This is a genomic window from Enterobacteriaceae endosymbiont of Donacia thalassina (genome assembly GCF_012568245.1).
In the GTDB taxonomy this organism is placed as follows: domain Bacteria; phylum Pseudomonadota; class Gammaproteobacteria; order Enterobacterales; family Enterobacteriaceae.
The window spans coordinates 256,625-275,729 of sequence record NZ_CP046188.1 but is presented as its reverse complement, the minus strand read 5'-3'; the positions used below and the strand labels follow the sequence as shown (position 1 = coordinate 275,729).

The 19,105-nt window shown below is 21.6% G+C and carries 32 protein-coding genes and 3 tRNA genes; 32 read left to right on the top strand and 3 right to left on the bottom strand.

Annotated elements, in window-relative coordinates; all coding sequences use genetic code 11:
• Window positions 1-46: 46 nt before the first annotated feature.
• From rplV to rplQ, 22 genes are all read left to right on the top strand, one after another.
• On the top strand, window positions 47-397 hold the full coding sequence (rplV, locus tag GJU02_RS01350; RefSeq protein ID WP_168919299.1) for a 50S ribosomal protein L22: 351 nt from the start codon (window positions 47-49) through the stop codon (window positions 395-397).
• A complete protein-coding gene (gene rpsC, locus GJU02_RS01345; protein WP_168919298.1) occupies window positions 397-1,113 on the top strand; it encodes a 30S ribosomal protein S3 in 717 nt (238 codons plus the stop codon). The genes rplV and rpsC overlap by 1 nt, the downstream gene beginning before the upstream one ends.
• Window positions 1,114-1,131: 18 nt before the next feature.
• Window positions 1,132-1,533, top strand: a complete 402-nt coding sequence (gene rplP, locus GJU02_RS01340) for a 50S ribosomal protein L16 (protein ID WP_168919297.1) — start codon at window positions 1,132-1,134, stop codon at window positions 1,531-1,533.
• Between the two features lie 12 nt (window positions 1,534-1,545).
• The gene (gene rpmC / locus GJU02_RS01335) at window positions 1,546-1,740 is read left to right on the top strand and encodes a 50S ribosomal protein L29 (protein WP_168919296.1); all 195 of its coding nucleotides are present in this window, start codon (window positions 1,546-1,548) and stop codon (window positions 1,738-1,740) included.
• A 4-nt stretch (window positions 1,741-1,744) separates the two neighbouring features.
• The gene (rpsQ, locus tag GJU02_RS01330) at window positions 1,745-1,999 is read left to right on the top strand and encodes a 30S ribosomal protein S17 (RefSeq protein ID WP_168919295.1); all 255 of its coding nucleotides are present in this window, start codon (window positions 1,745-1,747) and stop codon (window positions 1,997-1,999) included.
• A gap of 85 nt (window positions 2,000-2,084) precedes the next feature.
• Complete coding sequence (gene rplN / locus GJU02_RS01325) at window positions 2,085-2,456, top strand: 50S ribosomal protein L14 (RefSeq protein ID WP_168919294.1); 372 nt, start codon at window positions 2,085-2,087, stop codon at window positions 2,454-2,456.
• Between the two features lie 21 nt (window positions 2,457-2,477).
• On the top strand, window positions 2,478-2,792 hold the full coding sequence (gene rplX, locus GJU02_RS01320; protein WP_168919293.1) for a 50S ribosomal protein L24: 315 nt from the start codon (window positions 2,478-2,480) through the stop codon (window positions 2,790-2,792).
• Between the two features lie 17 nt (window positions 2,793-2,809).
• Entirely contained in the window at window positions 2,810-3,346 is a 537-nt protein-coding gene (gene rplE, locus GJU02_RS01315; protein WP_168919292.1) for a 50S ribosomal protein L5, read from the top strand.
• 17 nt (window positions 3,347-3,363) lie between these two features.
• Complete coding sequence (gene rpsN, locus GJU02_RS01310; RefSeq protein WP_168919291.1) at window positions 3,364-3,669, top strand: 30S ribosomal protein S14; 306 nt, start codon at window positions 3,364-3,366, stop codon at window positions 3,667-3,669.
• A gap of 31 nt (window positions 3,670-3,700) precedes the next feature.
• A complete protein-coding gene (gene rpsH, locus GJU02_RS01305) occupies window positions 3,701-4,093 on the top strand; it encodes a 30S ribosomal protein S8 (RefSeq protein ID WP_168919290.1) in 393 nt (130 codons plus the stop codon).
• Between the two features lie 17 nt (window positions 4,094-4,110).
• Complete coding sequence (gene rplF, locus GJU02_RS01300) at window positions 4,111-4,644, top strand: 50S ribosomal protein L6 (RefSeq protein WP_168919289.1); 534 nt, start codon at window positions 4,111-4,113, stop codon at window positions 4,642-4,644.
• 28 nt (window positions 4,645-4,672) lie between these two features.
• Window positions 4,673-5,026, top strand: coding sequence for a 50S ribosomal protein L18 (gene rplR, locus GJU02_RS01295; RefSeq protein WP_168919288.1), 354 nt, complete (start codon window positions 4,673-4,675; stop codon window positions 5,024-5,026).
• Window positions 5,027-5,049: 23 nt separating this feature from the next.
• Window positions 5,050-5,577, top strand: coding sequence for a 30S ribosomal protein S5 (gene rpsE, locus GJU02_RS01290; RefSeq protein ID WP_168919287.1), 528 nt, complete (start codon window positions 5,050-5,052; stop codon window positions 5,575-5,577).
• Window positions 5,561-5,740, top strand: a complete 180-nt coding sequence (gene rpmD / locus GJU02_RS01285; protein ID WP_168919286.1) for a 50S ribosomal protein L30 — start codon at window positions 5,561-5,563, stop codon at window positions 5,738-5,740. The genes rpsE and rpmD overlap by 17 nt, the downstream gene beginning before the upstream one ends.
• A gap of 1 nt (window position 5,741) precedes the next feature.
• Entirely contained in the window at window positions 5,742-6,170 is a 429-nt protein-coding gene (gene rplO / locus GJU02_RS01280) for a 50S ribosomal protein L15 (protein ID WP_168919285.1), read from the top strand.
• Between the two features lie 7 nt (window positions 6,171-6,177).
• Window positions 6,178-7,512, top strand: coding sequence for a preprotein translocase subunit SecY (secY, locus tag GJU02_RS01275; protein ID WP_168919284.1), 1,335 nt, complete (start codon window positions 6,178-6,180; stop codon window positions 7,510-7,512).
• A gap of 33 nt (window positions 7,513-7,545) precedes the next feature.
• Window positions 7,546-7,662 carry a 50S ribosomal protein L36 gene (gene rpmJ, locus GJU02_RS01270; RefSeq protein WP_168821094.1) on the top strand — a complete coding sequence of 39 codons (117 nt, stop codon included), beginning with the start codon at window positions 7,546-7,548 and terminating at the stop codon, window positions 7,660-7,662.
• 48 nt (window positions 7,663-7,710) lie between these two features.
• Entirely contained in the window at window positions 7,711-8,067 is a 357-nt protein-coding gene (gene rpsM, locus GJU02_RS01265; protein ID WP_168919283.1) for a 30S ribosomal protein S13, read from the top strand.
• 23 nt (window positions 8,068-8,090) lie between these two features.
• Window positions 8,091-8,480, top strand: a complete 390-nt coding sequence (gene rpsK / locus GJU02_RS01260) for a 30S ribosomal protein S11 (RefSeq protein WP_168919282.1) — start codon at window positions 8,091-8,093, stop codon at window positions 8,478-8,480.
• Between the two features lie 42 nt (window positions 8,481-8,522).
• A complete protein-coding gene (rpsD, locus tag GJU02_RS01255; protein ID WP_168919281.1) occupies window positions 8,523-9,143 on the top strand; it encodes a 30S ribosomal protein S4 in 621 nt (206 codons plus the stop codon).
• A 22-nt stretch (window positions 9,144-9,165) separates the two neighbouring features.
• Complete coding sequence (locus GJU02_RS01250) at window positions 9,166-10,182, top strand: DNA-directed RNA polymerase subunit alpha (RefSeq protein ID WP_168919280.1); 1,017 nt, start codon at window positions 9,166-9,168, stop codon at window positions 10,180-10,182.
• A gap of 25 nt (window positions 10,183-10,207) precedes the next feature.
• Entirely contained in the window at window positions 10,208-10,594 is a 387-nt protein-coding gene (rplQ, locus tag GJU02_RS01245) for a 50S ribosomal protein L17 (protein WP_168919279.1), read from the top strand.
• On the opposite strand, the gene fmt is transcribed toward rplQ, so the two are convergent.
• Together fmt and def are read right to left on the bottom strand one after the other, a co-directional pair.
• A complete protein-coding gene (gene fmt, locus GJU02_RS01240; protein ID WP_168919278.1) occupies window positions 10,587-11,561 on the bottom strand; it encodes a methionyl-tRNA formyltransferase in 975 nt (324 codons plus the stop codon). The two genes, rplQ and fmt, sit on opposite strands and share 8 nt — an antisense overlap.
• Window positions 11,558-12,094, bottom strand: coding sequence for a peptide deformylase (gene def, locus GJU02_RS01235; protein ID WP_168919277.1), 537 nt, complete (start codon window positions 12,092-12,094; stop codon window positions 11,558-11,560). Before def ends, fmt begins: the two co-directional genes overlap by 4 nt.
• Window positions 12,095-12,217: 123 nt before the next feature.
• On the opposite strand from def, the gene tsaC reads away from it, so the two are divergent.
• The 5 genes from tsaC to GJU02_RS01210 all read left to right on the top strand — a co-directional run bounded on the left by tsaC (window position 12,218) and on the right by GJU02_RS01210 (window position 16,061).
• On the top strand, window positions 12,218-12,778 hold the full coding sequence (gene tsaC / locus GJU02_RS01230; RefSeq protein ID WP_168919276.1) for an L-threonylcarbamoyladenylate synthase type 1 TsaC: 561 nt from the start codon (window positions 12,218-12,220) through the stop codon (window positions 12,776-12,778).
• A gap of 2 nt (window positions 12,779-12,780) precedes the next feature.
• Window positions 12,781-13,611 (top strand): shikimate dehydrogenase, encoded by an 831-nt coding sequence (gene aroE, locus GJU02_RS01225; RefSeq protein ID WP_168919275.1) that lies wholly within the window; start codon window positions 12,781-12,783, stop codon window positions 13,609-13,611.
• Window positions 13,612-13,637: 26 nt separating this feature from the next.
• Window positions 13,638-14,258 carry a Fe-Mn family superoxide dismutase gene (locus GJU02_RS01220; RefSeq protein ID WP_168919274.1) on the top strand — a complete coding sequence of 207 codons (621 nt, stop codon included), beginning with the start codon at window positions 13,638-13,640 and terminating at the stop codon, window positions 14,256-14,258.
• A 100-nt stretch (window positions 14,259-14,358) separates the two neighbouring features.
• On the top strand, window positions 14,359-15,273 hold the full coding sequence (locus GJU02_RS01215) for an ABC transporter ATP-binding protein (RefSeq protein ID WP_168919273.1): 915 nt from the start codon (window positions 14,359-14,361) through the stop codon (window positions 15,271-15,273).
• A gap of 23 nt (window positions 15,274-15,296) precedes the next feature.
• Entirely contained in the window at window positions 15,297-16,061 is a 765-nt protein-coding gene (locus tag GJU02_RS01210) for an ABC transporter permease (RefSeq protein ID WP_168919272.1), read from the top strand.
• A gap of 28 nt (window positions 16,062-16,089) precedes the next feature.
• Here the strand turns inward: GJU02_RS01210 and dksA are convergent, their stop codons facing one another.
• Window positions 16,090-16,542: an RNA polymerase-binding protein DksA gene (gene dksA, locus GJU02_RS01205; protein ID WP_168919271.1), complete on the bottom strand. Its 453-nt coding sequence runs from the start codon at window positions 16,540-16,542 to the stop codon at window positions 16,090-16,092.
• Between the two features lie 340 nt (window positions 16,543-16,882).
• Between dksA and trxA the strand changes: the two genes are divergently transcribed.
• From trxA to GJU02_RS01180, 5 genes are all read left to right on the top strand, one after another.
• A complete protein-coding gene (gene trxA / locus GJU02_RS01200) occupies window positions 16,883-17,215 on the top strand; it encodes a thioredoxin (protein ID WP_246208769.1) in 333 nt (110 codons plus the stop codon).
• Between the two features lie 156 nt (window positions 17,216-17,371).
• Window positions 17,372-18,631 carry a transcription termination factor Rho gene (rho, locus tag GJU02_RS01195; protein WP_168919270.1) on the top strand — a complete coding sequence of 420 codons (1,260 nt, stop codon included), beginning with the start codon at window positions 17,372-17,374 and terminating at the stop codon, window positions 18,629-18,631.
• Window positions 18,632-18,786: 155 nt separating this feature from the next.
• Window positions 18,787-18,860: transfer RNA gene (locus GJU02_RS01190), tRNA-Arg, on the top strand.
• A 53-nt stretch (window positions 18,861-18,913) separates the two neighbouring features.
• Window positions 18,914-18,986 (top strand) — tRNA-His (locus GJU02_RS01185).
• 32 nt (window positions 18,987-19,018) lie between these two features.
• Window positions 19,019-19,092: transfer RNA gene (locus GJU02_RS01180), tRNA-Pro, on the top strand.
• Window positions 19,093-19,105 lie beyond the last annotated feature (13 nt).

Sequence of the window (19,105 nt, the reverse complement as noted above, 5' to 3'; positions counted from 1 at the left end):
AAATATATGTATGTATTAAATATACTATTTTTATTTAGGAGAAATAATGGAAATTATAGCAAAGCATAAATATGCTCCTTCTTCTGCACAAAAATTAAGATTAATAGCTAATATTATTAGAGGAAATAATATATCTAAAGCGTTAGATATTTTAAATTTTTCTAATAAAAAAGCTGCATTTTTAATTAAAAAAGTATTAAATTCAGCTATAGCTAATGCTGAGCATAATTATGGCTTAGATATAGATAATTTATTTATTTTAAAAATTTTTATAGACTTAGGAAGTAATATGAAACGTATTATGCCTAGGGCTAAAGGTCGTTCAGATAGAATTTTAAAATATACAAGTCATATTACTATTGTATTATCAGATAATATAATTGGAGAAAAAAATTAATGGGTCAAAAAACACATCCAAATGGATTAAGATTAGGAATTACAAAAATATGGAATTCTATTTGGTTTGCAAATACAAAAAATTATGCAAAATATTTATATAGTGATTTACAAGTAAGAAATTTTTTAAACAAAAAATTAATAAAAGCATCTGTTTCAAAAATAACAATAGAAAGACCATCAAAAAGTATTAGAGTTAATATTCATACAGCACGTCCTGGTATAGTAATAGGTAAAAAAGGAGAAGATGTTGAAAAACTTAGAAAAGTAATTTCTGAAATTACAGGAGTCCCCGCTCAAGTAAATATAACAGAAGTTAGAAAACCAGAATTAGAAGCAAAATTAGTAGCTGATATAATATCAGCACAATTAGAAAAAAGAATAATGTTTAGAAGAGCAATGAAAAGAGCAGTACAAAATGCTATGAGATTAGGTGCTAAAGGAGTAAAAGTAGAGGTTAGTGGACGTTTAGGTGGTGCAGAAATTGCACGTAAAGAATGGTATAGAGAAGGTAGAGTCCCATTACATACTTTAAGAGCAGATATTGATTTTAGTTTATCTGAAGCAAATACTACATATGGAATAATAGGAGTAAAAGTTTGGATTTTTAAAGGAGAAATATTAAAAAATACTTTTAAAAAAAAATTAATTTTTACAAAACCCATTAAACATCATCCTCATTCTTATAGAATACAACGTAATAAAGGTCGTAAATAAAAAAGAGGTTTTATTATAATGTTACAACCAAAACGTACAAAATTTAGAAAAATGCACAAAGGAAGAAATCGTGGTGTTATTGTAAATATGAATATTAATTTTGGAACTTATGGAATAAAAGCAATAAATCGGGGGAGAATTACTTCTAAACAAATAGAATCAGCAAGAAGAGCTATTAGTCATTCAATTAAAAGACAGGGAAAAATATGGATTAGAATTTTTCCAGATAAACCTATAACAGAAAAACCTTTAGAAGTAAGAATGGGGAAAGGAAAAGGAAATGTAGAATATTGGGTGGCATTAATACAACCTGGTAGAATTTTGTATGAAATTGATGGAGTACCTGAAAATATAGCTCGTAAAGCATTAAAATTAGGTGCAGCAAAATTACCTATTAAAACTATTTTTTTAAAAAAATAAAATAAACATTATATGAAAATAAATGAAATTATAAAAAAAAATAATAAAGATTTAGAAAATGAATTATTAAGTTTATCTAGAGAACAATTTAATTTAAAAATACAGTTAACATCAGGGAATTTAAAACAAACTCATTTACTTAAAAAATCAAGAAAAAATATTGCAAGAATAAAAACAATTTTATCACAAAGAAAAAAAAGGTTATAAAATTATGCAAAAAAAAATAAAAATCTTGAAAGGAAAAGTAATAAGTAATAAAATGCAAAAATCAATAATTGTAAGTATTAATAGATTAATAAAACATCCTATTTATGGTAAATATATTAATCGTACTACAAAATTACATGTACATGATGAAAAAAATATATGTAATGTTGGTGATTTTGTTGAAATTAAAGAATGCCGTCCATTATCAAAAACTAAATCTTGGATTCTAGTAAGTATTATAAAAAAAACAATAATTTAATAATAAAATTTTATATTTATTGATTTTTTTTTAAAAAATATGAAAAATTAATATTTTATTTATTCAAAATAGAGATAATTAATATATGATACAAGAACATACAAAACTAAATGTAGCAGATAATTCTGGTGCTAAGAATGTTATGTGTATTAAAGTTCTAGGAGGATCACGACGTCGTTATGCTAATATTGGAGATATAATCAAAGTTACTGTAAAAGATGCAATTCCTAGAGGAAAAGTAAAAAAAGGTGATGTATTAAAAGCAGTAATAGTTAGAACAAAAAAAGGAATAAGACGTTCTGATGGTTCTATAATAAGATTTGATCATAATTCATGTGTTTTATTAAATGATACTAATGAGCAAATAATTGGAACAAGAATTTTTGGTCCTATTACTAGAGAATTAAGAAATGAAAAATTTATGAAAATTATTTCATTAGCTCCTGAAGTTATTTAATTAAGTAAGAGATATAAATATATGATATATAAATTACGTTATAATGATGAAGTAATAATTTTAACTGGTAAAGATAAAGGGAAAAAGGGAAAGATTAAATCTTTTATAAAAAAAAATTTAGTAATAATTAAAGGAATAAATATAATTAAAAAACATAGTAAACCTAATCCTGCAATATCACATACAGGAGGAATTATAGAAAAAGAAGCAGGTATTCATATTTCTAATATTGCTATCTTTAATAAAGATATAGGAAAAGCTGATCGTATTGGAATTAAAAAAGAAAAAGGAATAAAAAAAAGATTTTTTAAATCTAATAATAAAAATATAAAATAAATTAGAGATAATATTTAATGTCAAAATTATATAATTTTTACAAAAATAAAATAATAAAAAATTTAATATTAAAATTTAAATATACTTCTATAATGCAAGTTCCTTGTATAAAAAAAATTACTTTAAATATGGGTGTAGGAAAAGTTATTTCTGATAAAAAACATTTAAATAATGCTATAAATGATTTAATTATGATTAGTGGACAAAAACCAATAATTACAAAATCTCATAAATCAATAGCTGCTTTTAAAATAAGAAAAGGATATCCTATTGGATGTAAAGTTACTTTAAGAAAAAAAAAGATGTGGAATTTTTTTGAACGTTTATTATGGATAGTAATTCCTAGAATTAGAGATTTTAGAGGTTTATCCCAAAAATCTTTTGATAAAGATGGTAATTATAGTATAGGAATAAAAGAACAAATAATTTTTCCAGAAATTAATTTTGATAAAATAGATCATATTCGTGGATTAGATATTACAATAACAACTAATAAAATATCAAAAAAAGAAAGTTATGCTTTATTTAAAGCATTTAATTTTCCATTTAGATAATAAAAAAGGTTTATAAAATGGCAAAAGAATCTATTAAAGCACGTGAATTAAAAAGAATAAAATTAGGAAAAAAATTTTTTTTAAAAAGAAAAAAATTAAAAAAAATTATTTCTGATATAAATACATCTGATAAATCTCGCTGGGATGCTATATTTAAATTACAATCCTTACCGAGAGATTCTAGTTTATCAAGACAAAGAAATAGATGTAAAATAACTGGTCGGCCACATGCATTTTTAAGAAAATTTGGATTAAGTAGAATTAAATTAAGAGAAGCTGCAATGAAAGGAGATATTCCAGGATTAAAAAAATCTAGTTGGTAATTTATTATAAACTAATATAGGATAACTTTATATGAGTATACAAAATCCAATTGCAGATATGTTAACACGTATACGTAATGGTCAATTGTCACATAAATCTAAAATTTTTATGCAATATTCAAAATTAAAAGAATCTATTGCTAACATTTTAAAAGTTGAAGGATATATTAGAAATTTTGATCTTATTAAAAAAAGAAATTTTTTATTAGAAATTACTTTAAAATATTTTAAAGGGAAAGGTGTTATAGAAAAAATATATTGTATTAGTCGTCCTAGCTTAAGAATTTATAAAAAAAAAAAATTTTTACCTAAAGTGATGGCTGGTTTAGGTATTGCTATTATTTCTACATCTAAAGGAATAATGACTGATTATACCGCACGTTATTATGGAATAGGTGGTGAAATTATATGTTATGTATCCTAAAAAAAGGTATATAAATAATGTCTAGAATAGCTAAAAAATTTATTATTATCCCAGATAATACTAAAATTAATATTAATGGACAGAAAATAAATATTAAAGGTAAGAATGGGATACTAGAAAATACTTTTAATAAAAAAGTTAAAATAATTTTTAAAAAAAATAAATTATTATTTGAACCAAAAAAAAAATGTAAAGATGGTTGGACTCAAGCTGGTACAGCTAGTTCTCTGATGAATTCTATGATTATTGGTGTAACAATAGGTTTTAAAAAAAAATTAATATTATTTGGTGTAGGTTATAAATTTTCAATTAAAAATAATATACTTAATTTATTATTAGGGTTTTCTCATCCAATAAATTTTAATTTACCGAAAGGTATTACTGGAAAATGTGTTAATCAAAATGAAATAATTTTAACAGGAGCTAATAAACAACTTTTAGGACAAGTAGCTGCAAATATAAGATCTTATCGACCTCCTGAACCATATAAAGGTAAAGGAATTCGTTACAGTAATGAAATAATTAAAATTAAAGAAACAAAAAAAAAATAAGATAAAATAAAAGATTATAAAAAAAATTATGAATATTAAGAAAATTTCTCGTATACGTAGAGCAACTAAATTTCGTAGAAATTTACAAAAATTTAAAATAATACGTTTGTCAATACATCGTACTTCTCGTCATATATATGCACAAATAATTTCTGTAAATAACAAAATATTAGTAACAGCTTCAACTTTAGAAAAAAAAATAAAACAAAAATTAATATATACTGGAAATATAAAAGCTGCTATTTTTATAGGTAAAAAAATAGCTAACAGAACTATAAAAAAAGGTATTTTAAGTATTTCATTTGATCGTTCAGGATTTAAATATCATGGACGTATTAAAGCATTAGCAGAAGCTGCACGTCAAACAGGTTTAAAATTTTAACATTTTTTAAAAGAAAAAATTTTATGAACATTTATGATAAAAATCAAAATAACGAATTAAAAGAAAAATTAATTTCTGTTAATAGAGTATCTAAAACTGTTAAAGGTGGACGTATTTTTTCTTTTACAGCATTAACTGTAGTTGGTAATGGTAAAGGAAGAATTGGTTTTGGATATGGTAAAGCAAAAGAAGTACCTAATGCAATACAAAAAGCTATGGAAAAAGCTAAAAAAAATATGATAAATATTATCCTCAATAATAATACAATTCAATACCCTATTAGGAGTTATCATACTGGTTCTTATGTTTTTATACAACCAGCTTATGAAGGAACAGGTATTATTGCAGGTGGAGCTATGAGAGCGGTATTAGAAGTAGTAGGAATATATAATGTTTTAGCGAAAGCTTATGGTTCTACAAATCCAATTAATATAGTTAAAGCAACTATAAAAGGATTATCAAATATACATTCATTAAAAATGATTGCGGCTAAAAGAAATAAAACTATAGAAGAAATAAAAAGGAATATGCATAGTGTTAAAAAATATTAAGATTACACAAATTAAAAGTTCTATAGGTAGATTACCTAAACATAAAGCAATTTTAATTAGTTTAGGATTAAAATATATTGGGCATACTGTTATAAAAAAAAATACACCTAGTATTTTGGGGATGATTAAAAAAATATCTTATATGATAAAGGTTTCATATTAATATGAATTTAAATAATTTATTTTCTAAAATTAAAAAGAATAAAAAAAGATTAGGTAGAGGAATTGGTTCAGGAAAAGGTAAAACAAGTGGGAGAGGTCATAAAGGACAAAAATCTAGATCTGGTTATAATATTAATAAATTATTTGAGGGAGGACAAAGTCCTTTACACAGAAGATTACCAAAATTTGGTTTTAAATCAAAAAAAAATATCTTCTTTAAAGAAGTAAGATTAGGAGATTTAGCTAAAATAAATAGTGATTTTATTAATCTAAATATTTTAAAATTAAATAAAATAATTAGTAAAAAAATTAAATATATTAAAATTATTAATAAAGGAGATATAATATCTCCAAAAAAAATTATTAAATTAAATTGTACAAAAAGTGTCAAAATAATTATAAAAAAATTAGGTGGTATAATTGAGGAATAGATAATAAATGATTAAATCATTTAAACAATTAAATTTTCAAAGTACTAAAAAAGGTTTTATTGAGTTAAAAGAAAGATTTATATTTTTATTAACTTCTATAATTATTTTCCGTATAGGTTCATTTATACCTATTCCAGGTATTAATATTAGTATATTACATTCTTTAATTATTAAACAACATGGTACTATTATTGATATGTTTAATATGTTTTCTGGAGGAGCTCTTAGTAGAGCATCAATATTTGCTTTAGGTGTGATGCCGTATATATCTTCTTCTATTATTATGCAACTTTTAACACTAGTACATCCTTTTTTTATTTCTTTAAAAAAAGAGGGTGAAGAAGGTAAAAGAAAAATTAATAAATATACTAAATATACTACATTAATTTTATCCTGTATTCAAGCAGTAGGAATAACTACTGGATTACCTAATTTACCAGGATTAAATAATTTAGTAATAAATCCTAATATTGATTTTTTTATCATTTCTAATTTAAGTTTAATTACAGGTACTACATTTTTAATGTGGTTAGGTAGACAAATTACAAAAAGAGGAATTGGTAATGGAGTTTCTATTATTATAGTAATAGGTATTATTACTACGTTGCCTATTAATATAGGACAAATTATAGAACAAATTAAACAAGGAAATTTAAATTTTTACATTATTTTTATTTTATTGTTTTTAACATTTTTAATAACTCTATTTATTGTTTTTATTGAAAAAGGACAAAGAAAAATTAATGTACAATATGCTACTAGAAAATATTATGGTAGACAAATGTATAATAATATGCAACAGAATACTCATTTACCATTAAAAATTAATATTTCTGGAGTCATTCCTGCAATATTTTCTTCTAGTATAATTTTATTTATTTCTACTATATTCTCATGGCTTAGTAACATTACTAATTATAATTTTTTAAAGAATATTGCTATATCTTTACAACCTAGACAACCAATATATATTGGATTATATATTTTCGCAATTATATTTTTTTGTTTTTTTTATACTATGCTAATTTTTAATCCAAAGGAAACTGCAGATAATTTAAAAAAATCTGGTGCATATATTTCTGGTATTAGACCAGGAGAACAAACAGCTAAATATATAAAAAAAATAATTATGCGGTTAACATTTACAGGTAGTCTATACATTACTTTTATTTGTCTTATACCAGAATTTTTACGTAGTATGCTTACTGTTCCATTTTATTTAAGTGGTACATCTTTACTTATAGTAATAGTTGTAATTATAGATTTTATTGTACAAATTCAAACATTAATTATGTCTACTCAATATGAGTCTATACTTAAGAAAATTAATTTAAAAGGATAATATATATTAAATATTTTTTGGAGATATAATATAATGAAAGTTCGTGCTTCAATAAAAAAATTATGTCGTAATTGTAAAATTATTCGTAGAAATAGAATAATATATGTGTTTTGTAAAACAGATCCTAAACATAAACAACGTCAAGGATAATTATTTTAAATTTAAATAATTTATAAAAATTTAATAAAGGATAATAAAATGGTTCGTATAGCTGGAGTAAATATTCCTGATAATAAACGTACAATAATAGCATTAAAATATATTTATGGTATAGGTAAATCTAATGCTACTCGTATATGTAAAATAACTAATATTTCTCAAAATATAAAAATTAATAAACTTACAGAAAAAAAAATAGATTTATTAAGAAATATTATTTTAAAATTTAAAGTAGAAGGTGATTTAAGAAGAAATATTAATTTAAATATTAAAAGATTAATTGATTTAGGTTGTTACCGAGGATTACGTCATAAAAAAGGATTACCTGTTAGAGGACAACGTACTAAAACTAATGCACATACTAGAAAAAAATTATTTAAATATTTAAAAAAATAATGTTTTAATTATAGGTATATATAATGAAAAAAAAATCTTTAAAATCTAAAAAAAATTTTAAAAAACAAATTGTAGATGGTATTGCTCATATACATGCTTCCTTTAATAATACAATTGTAACTATTACTGATCGACAAGGTAATGCTTTAGGATGTGCAACGGCAGGAGGATCAGGTTTTAGGGGATCTAGAAAATCCACTCCATTTGCAGCGCAAATAGCTGCGGAAAGATGTTCTGAAATTGTTAAAAATTATGGAATTAAAAATTTAGAGATTATGGTAAAAGGACCGGGACCTGGAAGAGAATCTACAATCCGAGCATTAAATAATGCTGGTTTTAAAATAACTAATATTACAGATATTACTCCTATTCCTCATAATGGATGTAGACCTCCAAAAAAAAGAAGAGTATAAATAATTATTTATTATTAATTAAAATATTTCAGGAAAAATATAATGGCAAGATATTTAGGACCAAAATTAAAATTATCTAGAAGAGAAGGAACTGATTTATTTTTAAAATCTAACGTACGTGCTATTGATACAAAATGTAAATTAGAACAAGCACCAGGACAACATGGTATAAAAAAATCTAGATTATCTGATTATGGAATTCAATTAAGAGAAAAACAAAAAATACGTAGATTATATGGTATATTAGAACGTCAATTTCATAATTATTATAAAAAAGCATCACATATAAAAGGAAATACTGGATTTAATTTATTATGTTTATTAGAAAAAAGACTAGATAATATTGTGTATAGGATGGGTTTTGGAGTTACAAGAGCAGAATCTAGACAATTAATTTCACATAAATCTATAAAAGTTAATAACTATATTGTAAATATAGCTTCTTATCAAGTATCTTTAAATGATAAAATTTCTGTATGTGAAAAATCTATAAAACAATTAAGAATTAATGCATCAATTGATTTATATTCTCAAAGAGAAAAACCTAGTTGGTTAGAAGTAAATAACAAAAAAATGGAAGGAATTTTTAAAAGAATTCCTGAACGTTCTGATTTACCTGCAGATATTAATGAACATTTAATTATTGAGTTATATTCCAAATAATTTTTTATAAGAGAGTATATAAATGGATCAAAATTCTGTGACAGAATTTTTAAAACCTCGATTAGTAGATATAGAACATATTAGTAATAATACTATTAAAGTTACTTTAGAACCTTTAGAACGTGGTTTTGGACATACTTTAGGTAATGCACTAAGACGTATTTTATTATCTTCAATTCCTGGTTATGCAGTAACAGAAGTAGAAATAGAAGGTATATTACATGAATATAGCACAAAAGAAGGTATTAAAGAAGATATTATTGAAATACTTTTAAATCTAAAAGAATTAGCCATAAAAATGGAAAATAATAAAAAAGAAGTAGTTTTAATTTTAAAAAAAACAGGAATTGGAATTGTACAAGCTGCTGATATTATTCATAATAATAATATAGAAATTATAAATAAAAAACATATTATTTGTCATATTACTAATATGAATACATCAATTAATATGAAAATAAAAGTAGAATTAGGAAGAGGTTATGTTGCTGCTCATACAAAAATAAATAATAATATTCTTCAAAATGATCATAAAATAGGTCGATTATTATTAGATGCATCTTATAGCCCTATTAAAAAAATTATATATAATGTAGAGGCAGCAAGAGTAGAAAAAAGAACAGATTTAGATAAATTAATAATAGAAATGGAAACAAATGGGACAATTGATCCAGAACAAGCTATCAGAAAAGCTGCTACAATTTTAGCTGAACAATTAGAATCATTTGTAAATTTACGAGATATTCAACAAGAAAAAGAAATTAAAGAAGAAAAACCTGAATTTGACCCTCTTTTATTACGTTCAGTTGATGATTTAGAATTAACTGTTCGTTCTGCAAATTGTTTAAAAACTGAATCAATTCATTTGATTGGTGATTTAGTGCAACGCACTGAAGTAGAATTATTAAAAACTCCAAATTTAGGTAAAAAATCTTTAACAGAAATAAAAGATATTTTAGCATCAAGAGGATTATCATTAGGAATGAGGTTAGATAATTGGCCTCCAATTATAGATAAAAATCAAGAAAATAATAAATAATTAAATTTTTAATTAAGGAAAAAAAATGCGCCATCGTAAAACAGGTCGTTATTTTAATAAAAATAGTACTCATCGTAGTGCAATGTTATTTAATATGGTTAATGCATTAATTAATAATGAAATTATTAAAACTACTTTAATGAAAGCCAAAGAACTAAGAAAAATTGTAGAACCAATAATTACTATTGCAAAAAAAAATACTATTTCTAGTAAAAGATTAATAAGATCTAAATTAAATAACAAAATAAATATTATTAAGTTATTTACTATTATTGCTCCCAAATTTCAAAACAGACTAGGTGGATATACACGTATAATAAAATGTGGTTTTCGTAATGGAGATAAAGCGCCTATGGCATATATAGAATTAATAGGAAGAAAAATAATTTTAAAAAATAAAAAAATTAAATAATTATTTTATTTTTTTTAAAAAGATTTTTATATTGATTAAAATTTAAAAAATTTTGAATATTCATTTGTTTTTTCCCACTAGGTTGAATAATTTGAATATTTAAAATTCCATTTTTAGTATTTATTTGTATCCCATATTTATTAATTAACAATATTTTTCCTGGAATTTGAGTAATAGAATTATTATTAAAATTGTTGATAATTTCTGCTTGCCAAACTTTAAATCTTTCGTTTTTCATTATAAAATAAGTTCCTGGTTTAGGATTAAAAGCACGTATCATACATTCAAGTTTTTTTGCAGGTAAATACCAATTTAATTTACATTCTATTTTAGAGATTTTTTTTGCATATGTAGGTTTTATTATATTTATATTTTGAGATTTAAATTTTATTTGTTCTCCTTTTGAAATTTTTTTTAAAATAAATAATAATCCTTGTAATCCTAATACAGCTAATTTTTTATATAATGAACCATATGTATCATATAATAAAATATTATATTCTATTTGATAAATAATATCACCTTGATCTAAAAAATTATTCATTTTTATTATACTTATACCTGTTTTTAGATCATTTTCTAATAATGCTCTTTGTATAGGAGCTGCTCCTCGCCATCTAGGTAATAATGAAGCGTGTACATTCATACAAAATAATTTAGGTATATTTAATATTTGACTAGGTATTAATAAACCATAATCTACAACAATTATAATATCACATTTATAATTAATAATATTATTAATTAATTTTAAAGAATGTAATGATTCCGGTTGTAATATATTAATTTTATATTTTATTGCTAATTTTTTTACAGAATTAAAAGTTAATTTATATCCTCTATTTTCATAAGTATCTGGTTTAGTAATAACACAAGATATTGTATAAAAATTGTTTATTAAACCTTTTAAATGATAAGCAGCAAATTTTGAAGTACCTATAAATATAATTTTTATTTTTTTTTTCATTTTATATAATTTTGTTTTTTTAAAAAAAAAATTTTATGATTAATTTTATTTATTTTATCATAAATTCTTTGATATTTTAAATTTGATAAATAATCAATAAATAATATCCCATTTAAATGATCAATTTCATGTTGTATACAAAAAGATAATAGATTATTTATTTCTAATTCAATAATATCATTTTTCAAATTTTTAGCCTTAATTTTTATTTTATTATATCTTAAAATAAAATATTTTTGTTTAATAGGTATAGAAAGACAACCCTCTTTACTATTAATTTTTAATTTATCAATTTTAATTATTTTAGGATTAATAAGAATAATAGGATTATTTTTTTTTTCAGTTATATCAATAACTATAATTCTTTTATTTATTCCTATTTGTGTTGCTGCTAAACCAATGCCTTTATAATAATACATAGTTTCAAGCATATTTTGTCCTAATATTTTAATATTATTATCAATATGTTGAATTGGTTTAGCTATATTTCTTAATTTTTTGTTGGGAAAATATAATAATTTAAGTATAGACATATTAAATATCTTTTTTTAAAAATAATTTTTTAATGTAATATGAAATTTTTTAAATTTTTTAAATAACTACATATATTAATATATAATTCATTTATAACTTTATCAAATTATTTATATAAAATTATGGATATAAAAATTTTCATTAACGCATTAAAAATGGGAAAAATTATAGCTTATCCAACTGAATCTGTTTTTAGTTTAGGATGTGATCCAGATAATAAAAAAGCAGTTAATAAATTATTAAAAATAAAAAAACGTAGTATAAAAAAAGGATTAATTTTAATTGCTTCTAAATATAGTCAATTATCAAAATATATAAATGAAAAAAAAATTCTTAAAAATCAAAAAAAAAAAATTTTATCTACTTGGCCAGGTATGATTACATGGGTTATGCCTATTTCAATAAATACTCCTTATTGGTTAACTGGAAATTTCAATTCTATAGCTGTTCGTGTAACTAATCATTATTTAACAAGTAAATTATGTAATTATTTTGGTAAACCTATTGTTTCTACTAGTGCAAATATTTCTGGTATGAAACCATGTTTAACATATGATGAAGTATTATATCATTTTTATAATACTAAAAAACATATTTTAATTTTAAATGGGAAAACAGGAGGATATTTAAAACCATCTGAAATTAGAGATAGTTTTTCAAATTTAGTTATTCGTAAAGGATAAATATGAAAACATTTGCAGTATTAGGTAATCCTATAAAACACAGTAAATCTCCAATTATACATAAATTATTTTCTGAACAGACAAAAATATCACAAAAATATATAAAAATTTATGTTCCAATAAATAATTTTTATAAAAAATTTTTCCATTTTATAAAAAATGGAGGTATAGGAGCGAATATTACTATTCCATTTAAAAAAAAAGCATATAAATTATGTGATTTTTTAACAAGAAGAGCTCAATATTCTGGAGTAGTAAATACAATAAAAATTCTTGAGTCTAAAAAAATTTTAGGAGATAATACTGATGGTATTGGTTTATTAAAAGATTTACAAAATTTAAAATTTATAAATAATACAAGTAATATTCTTTTGTTAGGTGCTGGAGGAGCTGCACAAGGTATTATATATCCATTAATTAAATTTGGTTGTAATGTTACGATTGTTAATCGTACTTATCAAAATGCAAAAAATATTATTAACCATTTTAATAATATTAAAAATCTTAATTGTCTTAAATTAGAAGATTTGTTTATTATTAATAATAAAATTAAATATAATTTAATTATTAATGCTACATCTAGTAGTATTCAAGGAAATATTCCTAATATTCCTTCTACAATTATTAATCCTGATATTTTTTGTTATGATCTTTTTTATAATTTTAATAAAACACCATTTTTAAAATGGTGTATTATTCATGGTGCTAAAAAAATATCAGATGGTATTGGAATGTTAATTGAACAAGCAGCATATTCTTTTTATTTATGGCATGGTATTATACCAAATACTAAAATAATAATTAAAAAATATAAAAAATATAATTTATATTAATAATATTTTATTTAAAAGGATATTATATGACTTATCAATTACCAAATTTATTATATAAATATTCTGATTTAGAACCATTTTTTGATACAAAAACAATGGAAATACATCATCAAAAACATCATCAAAATTATGTTAATAATACAAATTTAATACTTAAAAAAAATAATATAAAAAATATTAAAATTAAAACATTAATATCTAATTTAGATAAAATATTAATTTCTTCTGCACAAAAAATTTTTTTACGTAATAATGCAGGAGGACATGCAAATCATAGTTTTTTTTGGAAAATTTTAAAAAAAAATACTCAACCTAATGATATTATTTTAAATATATTAAAAAATGAATTTGGTAGTTTAGAAAATTTTAAAAAAGAATTTGAAAATATAGCCTTAAATTTTTTTGGATCTGGCTGGATTTGGTTAGTTAAAATAGAAAATAAATTAAAAATAATTACTACAATAAATCAAGATAATCCATTAATGAATTCTAAAAATCATAAATTATTAAAATTTCCTATAATAGCATTAGATTTATGGGAACATTCATATTATTTAAAATATCAAAATCAAAAAAATTTATATATTAAAGCTTTTTGGAATATTTTAAATTGGGATAAAATAACTCAATTATTATTAAATACATAATTATATATGATGTATTTTATTAAAAAATAAAATACATCATTTTAAAATTTAATATTAAATAATTTAAATATTTAAACTATAAAAAATAAAAAGATAGACTATGTCTTATGCATTAGAAATAAAAAATTTATCTAAAATTTATGCTAATAAAAATCAAGTTTTAAAAAATTTTAATCTAAAAATTAAAAAAGGAGATTTTTATGCATTATTAGGCTCTAATGGAGCAGGTAAAACAACAATTATAAGAATAATTACTTCTTTAATTAATAAATCTTCAGGAAAAATAAAAATTTTTGGATTAAATATTGAAAAACATGAATTTCAAGCTAAAAAAAAAATAGGATTTGTACCTCAGGAATTTAATTTCAATCCATTTGAAACAGTATTACAAATATTAATTAATCAAGCAGGATATTATGGTTTAAGAAAAAAAAAAATAATAAAAAAAATAGAAAAATATTTAAAAATATTAAAATTATGGAAAGAAAGAAATCAAAAAGCTAAAAATTTATCAGGTGGAATGAAAAGATGTTTAATGATAATTAGAGCATTAATCCATGAACCTGAATTATTAATTTTAGATGAACCTACTGCTGGTATTGATCTTAAATTACGTTATTACATATGGTCTTTTTTTAAAAAATTAAATATTAAAAAAAAAATTACAATTATTTTAACAACTCATTATTTAGAAGAAGCAGAATTTTTATGTCATCATATTGGAATTATAAATAATGGTATATTAATAGAAAATTGTGCAATAAATAAATTATTAAATAAATTAAAATTTGAAATTTTTATATTAAATTATAAAAAATTAAATAATATTACTCCTAAAATATATGGATATAAATATAAAATTATTAATAATTTTCAATTAGAAATTATAGTAATGAAAAATCAAAATTTAAATAATATTTTTAAACAATTAACTCAACAAAATATCAAAATTATTAGTATAAAAAATAAATATAACAGATTAGAAAAAATATTTATGGATTTTATTAAAAATTAAATTTTTTATAAAAGGATCATAAAATGAACATAAATTCATATTTCATTGCATTATTTACTATTTCCAAAAAAGAAATAGATCGTTTTATGCGTATTTGGATTCAAACTATAGTCCCCCCCATTATGAATATATTATTATATTTTATAATATTTGGTAATTTACATATTAATAAAATATCAGGATTTAGCTATATACAATATATTATACCTGGATTAATTATAATGAGTATTATAAACAATTCGTATTCTAATGTAGCATCATCTTTTTTTGGATCTAAATTTCAACATTATATAGAAGAATTATTAATAGCTCCTGTCCCAATAAATATTATAATATTAGGTTATATTAGTGGGGGGGTAATACGTAGTATAATTATTTGTACAATTTTAATTTTTATTTCTAAATTTTTTATTCCTTTACATGTACATTCGTGGATATTTTTTTGTACTATTATAATTTTAACATCTATTTTATTTTCTATAGTAGGTTTATTAAATGCAATTTTTGCTAAAAATTTTGATGATATTAATTTTATTCCTACATTTATATTAACACCTTTAACATATTTAGGTGGAATATTTTATTCAAGTTCAATTTTACCCATATTTTGGCAAAAATTATTAAAAATAAATCCTATATATTATATTATATCAGGATTTCGTTATAGTTTTTTAGGCATTCATACAGTATCATTATCTTTAACTATAAAGATTTTGTTTTTTTTTATTATTATTTTATATTTATTTACTTTTATTTTAATTAAAAAAGGTATAGGATTACGTGATTAAAAAAATAAACAATTTTAAATTAAAATGTTTACTCAGCTATTTGTTTAGCACGTATTTCTGCTAATGTTTTACAATCAATACATAAATTTGCAGTTGGATGTGCTTCTAATCTTTTTAATCCAATTTCAATTTCACAACAATCACAATAACCAAAATTTTTAGTATCAAATTTTTTTAATGTTATTTCTATTTTTTTTATTAATTTTCTTTCTCTATCTCTATTACGTAGTTCTAAACTAAACTCTTCTTCTTGTGAAGCTCTATCTATAGGATCTGGAAAATTAGATGTTTCATCCTTTATATAAGATACTGTATTAATAATTTTATTATTTATTTTATTTTTCCATGATTCTAAAATTTTTTTAAAATGTAATAATTGTTTTTTATTCATATATTTTTCATTAGGTTTTAATTTATATGGAGATACTCCAGCAAGAGATAAAATATTTAAAGATGATAAAAAATTATTATTTTTTTTCATTGATTTTCCAAATTTTTTTATTTAATAAAATATTGTTATATTATAAAAGAATAAAATTTTTTTAAATTAAATATAAAATTTTAAAAATTACTTGTAATTAATAAATAATATAATTATTATTTTATAATAATATTATTTCTATTTATATAAATTTTTCGTTTTTTTAAGATATTATTTATTTTCTTGTAAAATAATTATTCTTAATATATAATAAGACAAGATTTTAATTAAGTTTTTTTAATTAAATTTATTAAAGTAATTTACTATAAAATTAAAATATTTATAAGTATTTTACAAAAAAAATAATTAAATATAATATCCATATAGGAATAGTAAATTCATGCAACATAAAATTAATGTTTTAATAAATTTAAATGATAAAAATTTTCAATATGAAATAAAAAAAAATAATTTAGTTTTAGTTGATTTTTGGGCGGAATGGTGTAACCCATGTAAAATATTTTCAAAAATTTTAGAAGAAGTATCTCATAAATATGAAAATATAATTTTTACTAAATTAAATATTGAAAAATATAAAAATATTGCAGAAAAATATAATATTCGTAGTATACCAACAATTTTATTATTTAAAAATGGTAATATTATAGATAAAATAATTGGATCTATAAATAAAATACAATTAGAAAATTTTTTAAATAAAAATTTAAAATAGATTTATTTATGTATTTATTTTTTTGTAAATAAAAAATAATAATTTAATTATTTTATTTTAAAATTTAATAAAAAAATATAATTTTTACATAAAAAAATTATGTATAAATTTTATAAAAATATTCAAGAATTATTCAAAGTTTAAGACCTCACCATTATGAATCTTACCGAATTAAAAAATAAATCCATATCTGAATTAATAGATTTAGGTGAAAATATTTATCTAGAAAATTTAGCTAGAATGCGTAAACAAGATATTATTTTTACTATATTAAAACAACATTCCAAAAGTGGCGAAGATATTTTTGGTGATGGAGTATTAGAAATATTACAAGATGGATTTGGATTTTTACGTTCTTCTGATAGTTCTTATTTAGCAGGACCTGATGATATTTACGTTTCTCCAAGCCAAATTAGACGTTTTAATTTACGTACAGGGGATACTATTTCTGGAAAAATACGTCCCCCTAAAGAAGGAGAAAGATATTTTGCATTATTAAAAGTAAATCAAGTAAATTTTGATAAACCAGAAAATGCTAGAAATAAAATTCTTTTTGAAAATTTGACACCATTACATGCAAATTCTAGATTAAGTATGGAAAGAGGTAATGGTTCTACAGAAGATTTAACAGCTCGTGTTCTAGATTTAGCATCACCAATAGGGAGAGGACAAAGAGGTTTAATAGTAGCTCCTCCTAAAGCAGGAAAAACTATGTTATTACAAAATATAGCCCAAAGTATAGCATATAATCATCCTGATTGCGTTTTAATAGTTTTACTTATTGATGAACGTCCAGAAGAAGTTACTGAAATGCAAAGATTAGTCAAAGGTGAAGTAATAGCTTCAACTTTTGATGAACCTCCATCAAGACATGTTCAAGTATCTGAAATGGTTATTGAAAAAGCTAAACGATTAGTAGAACACAAAAAAGATGTAATTATTTTATTAGATTCTATGACACGTTTAGCTAGAGCATATAATACGATTGCCCCTGCATCTGGAAAAGTTTTAACTGGAGGTGTTGATGCTAATGCATTACATCGTCCTAAACGTTTTTTTGGAGCAGCAAGAAATGTTGAAGAAGGAGGTAGTTTAACAATTATAGCAACAGCATTAATTGAAACAGGATCAAAAATGGATGATGTTATTTATGAAGAATTTAAAGGTACTGGTAATATGGAATTACATTTATCACGTAAAATAGCAGAAAAAAGAGTATTTCCTGCTATAGATTATAATAGATCTGGAACAAGAAAAGAAGAATTATTAAGTTCTCAAGAAGAACTTCAAAGAATGTGGATTTTAAGAAAAATAATACATCCTATGAATGAAATAGATGCAATGGAATTTTTAATAAATAAATTATCAATGACAAAAACTAATAATGATTTTTTTGATATGATGAAAAGATCTTAATATCATTATATTTATATTTTTTATCAAAAATTATATTAAATAAAATTTAAATTATTTAATACATGTTATTATTTATAAATATAAAGAAAATTAATAATTTTTTATAAAAAAAACTAGACATTAAAGAAATGAATTTGTATTATTATTAATATAATACACCCGTAGCTCAGTAGGATAGAGTACTGTTTTCCGAAAACAGAGGTCTCAGGTTCAATTCCTGTCGGGTGTAAATATAAATGAATATTTATTATAAAATTATTTTAATTTATAATTAATTTAATGGTGGTTATAGCTCAGTTGGTAGAGCACTGGATTGTGATTCCAGTTGTCATGGGTTCAATTCCCATTAACCACCCATATAAAAAGATAAATAATAAAAATTATATACGGCGAGTAGCGCAGTTTGGTAGCGCAACTGGTTTGGGACCAGTGGGTCGGAGGTTCAAATCCTCTCTCGCCGATATATAATATTTT

Coding starts and splice junctions, on each gene's coding strand:
- rplQ (WP_168919279.1), top strand. CDS start 10,208: ATGCGCCATCGTAAAACAGGTCGTTATTTTAATAAAAATAGTACTCAT.
- rpsD (WP_168919281.1), top strand. CDS start 8,523: ATGGCAAGATATTTAGGACCAAAATTAAAATTATCTAGAAGAGAAGGA.
- rpsQ (WP_168919295.1), top strand. CDS start 1,745: ATGCAAAAAAAAATAAAAATCTTGAAAGGAAAAGTAATAAGTAATAAA.
- rpsE (WP_168919287.1), top strand. CDS start 5,050: ATGAACATTTATGATAAAAATCAAAATAACGAATTAAAAGAAAAATTA.
- rpsK (WP_168919282.1), top strand. CDS start 8,091: ATGAAAAAAAAATCTTTAAAATCTAAAAAAAATTTTAAAAAACAAATT.
- rpsN (WP_168919291.1), top strand. CDS start 3,364: ATGGCAAAAGAATCTATTAAAGCACGTGAATTAAAAAGAATAAAATTA.
- GJU02_RS01215 (WP_168919273.1), top strand. CDS start 14,359: ATGTCTTATGCATTAGAAATAAAAAATTTATCTAAAATTTATGCTAAT.
- secY (WP_168919284.1), top strand. CDS start 6,178: ATGATTAAATCATTTAAACAATTAAATTTTCAAAGTACTAAAAAAGGT.
- rplE (WP_168919292.1), top strand. CDS start 2,810: ATGTCAAAATTATATAATTTTTACAAAAATAAAATAATAAAAAATTTA.
- rho (WP_168919270.1), top strand. CDS start 17,372: ATGAATCTTACCGAATTAAAAAATAAATCCATATCTGAATTAATAGAT.
- rplR (WP_168919288.1), top strand. CDS start 4,673: ATGAATATTAAGAAAATTTCTCGTATACGTAGAGCAACTAAATTTCGT.
- dksA (WP_168919271.1), bottom strand. CDS start 16,542: ATGAAAAAAAATAATAATTTTTTATCATCTTTAAATATTTTATCTCTT.
- GJU02_RS01220 (WP_168919274.1), top strand. CDS start 13,638: ATGACTTATCAATTACCAAATTTATTATATAAATATTCTGATTTAGAA.
- GJU02_RS01250 (WP_168919280.1), top strand. CDS start 9,166: ATGGATCAAAATTCTGTGACAGAATTTTTAAAACCTCGATTAGTAGAT.
- rplX (WP_168919293.1), top strand. CDS start 2,478: ATGATATATAAATTACGTTATAATGATGAAGTAATAATTTTAACTGGT.
- rplV (WP_168919299.1), top strand. CDS start 47: ATGGAAATTATAGCAAAGCATAAATATGCTCCTTCTTCTGCACAAAAA.
- rpsM (WP_168919283.1), top strand. CDS start 7,711: ATGGTTCGTATAGCTGGAGTAAATATTCCTGATAATAAACGTACAATA.
- aroE (WP_168919275.1), top strand. CDS start 12,781: ATGAAAACATTTGCAGTATTAGGTAATCCTATAAAACACAGTAAATCT.
- tsaC (WP_168919276.1), top strand. CDS start 12,218: ATGGATATAAAAATTTTCATTAACGCATTAAAAATGGGAAAAATTATA.
- rplO (WP_168919285.1), top strand. CDS start 5,742: ATGAATTTAAATAATTTATTTTCTAAAATTAAAAAGAATAAAAAAAGA.
- fmt (WP_168919278.1), bottom strand. CDS start 11,561: ATGAAAAAAAAAATAAAAATTATATTTATAGGTACTTCAAAATTTGCT.
- rplF (WP_168919289.1), top strand. CDS start 4,111: ATGTCTAGAATAGCTAAAAAATTTATTATTATCCCAGATAATACTAAA.
- trxA (WP_246208769.1), top strand. CDS start 16,883: ATGCAACATAAAATTAATGTTTTAATAAATTTAAATGATAAAAATTTT.
- GJU02_RS01210 (WP_168919272.1), top strand. CDS start 15,297: ATGAACATAAATTCATATTTCATTGCATTATTTACTATTTCCAAAAAA.
- rplN (WP_168919294.1), top strand. CDS start 2,085: ATGATACAAGAACATACAAAACTAAATGTAGCAGATAATTCTGGTGCT.
- rplP (WP_168919297.1), top strand. CDS start 1,132: ATGTTACAACCAAAACGTACAAAATTTAGAAAAATGCACAAAGGAAGA.
- rpmC (WP_168919296.1), top strand. CDS start 1,546: ATGAAAATAAATGAAATTATAAAAAAAAATAATAAAGATTTAGAAAAT.
- rpsH (WP_168919290.1), top strand. CDS start 3,701: ATGAGTATACAAAATCCAATTGCAGATATGTTAACACGTATACGTAAT.
- rpsC (WP_168919298.1), top strand. CDS start 397: ATGGGTCAAAAAACACATCCAAATGGATTAAGATTAGGAATTACAAAA.
- rpmJ (WP_168821094.1), top strand. CDS start 7,546: ATGAAAGTTCGTGCTTCAATAAAAAAATTATGTCGTAATTGTAAAATT.
- def (WP_168919277.1), bottom strand. CDS start 12,094: ATGTCTATACTTAAATTATTATATTTTCCCAACAAAAAATTAAGAAAT.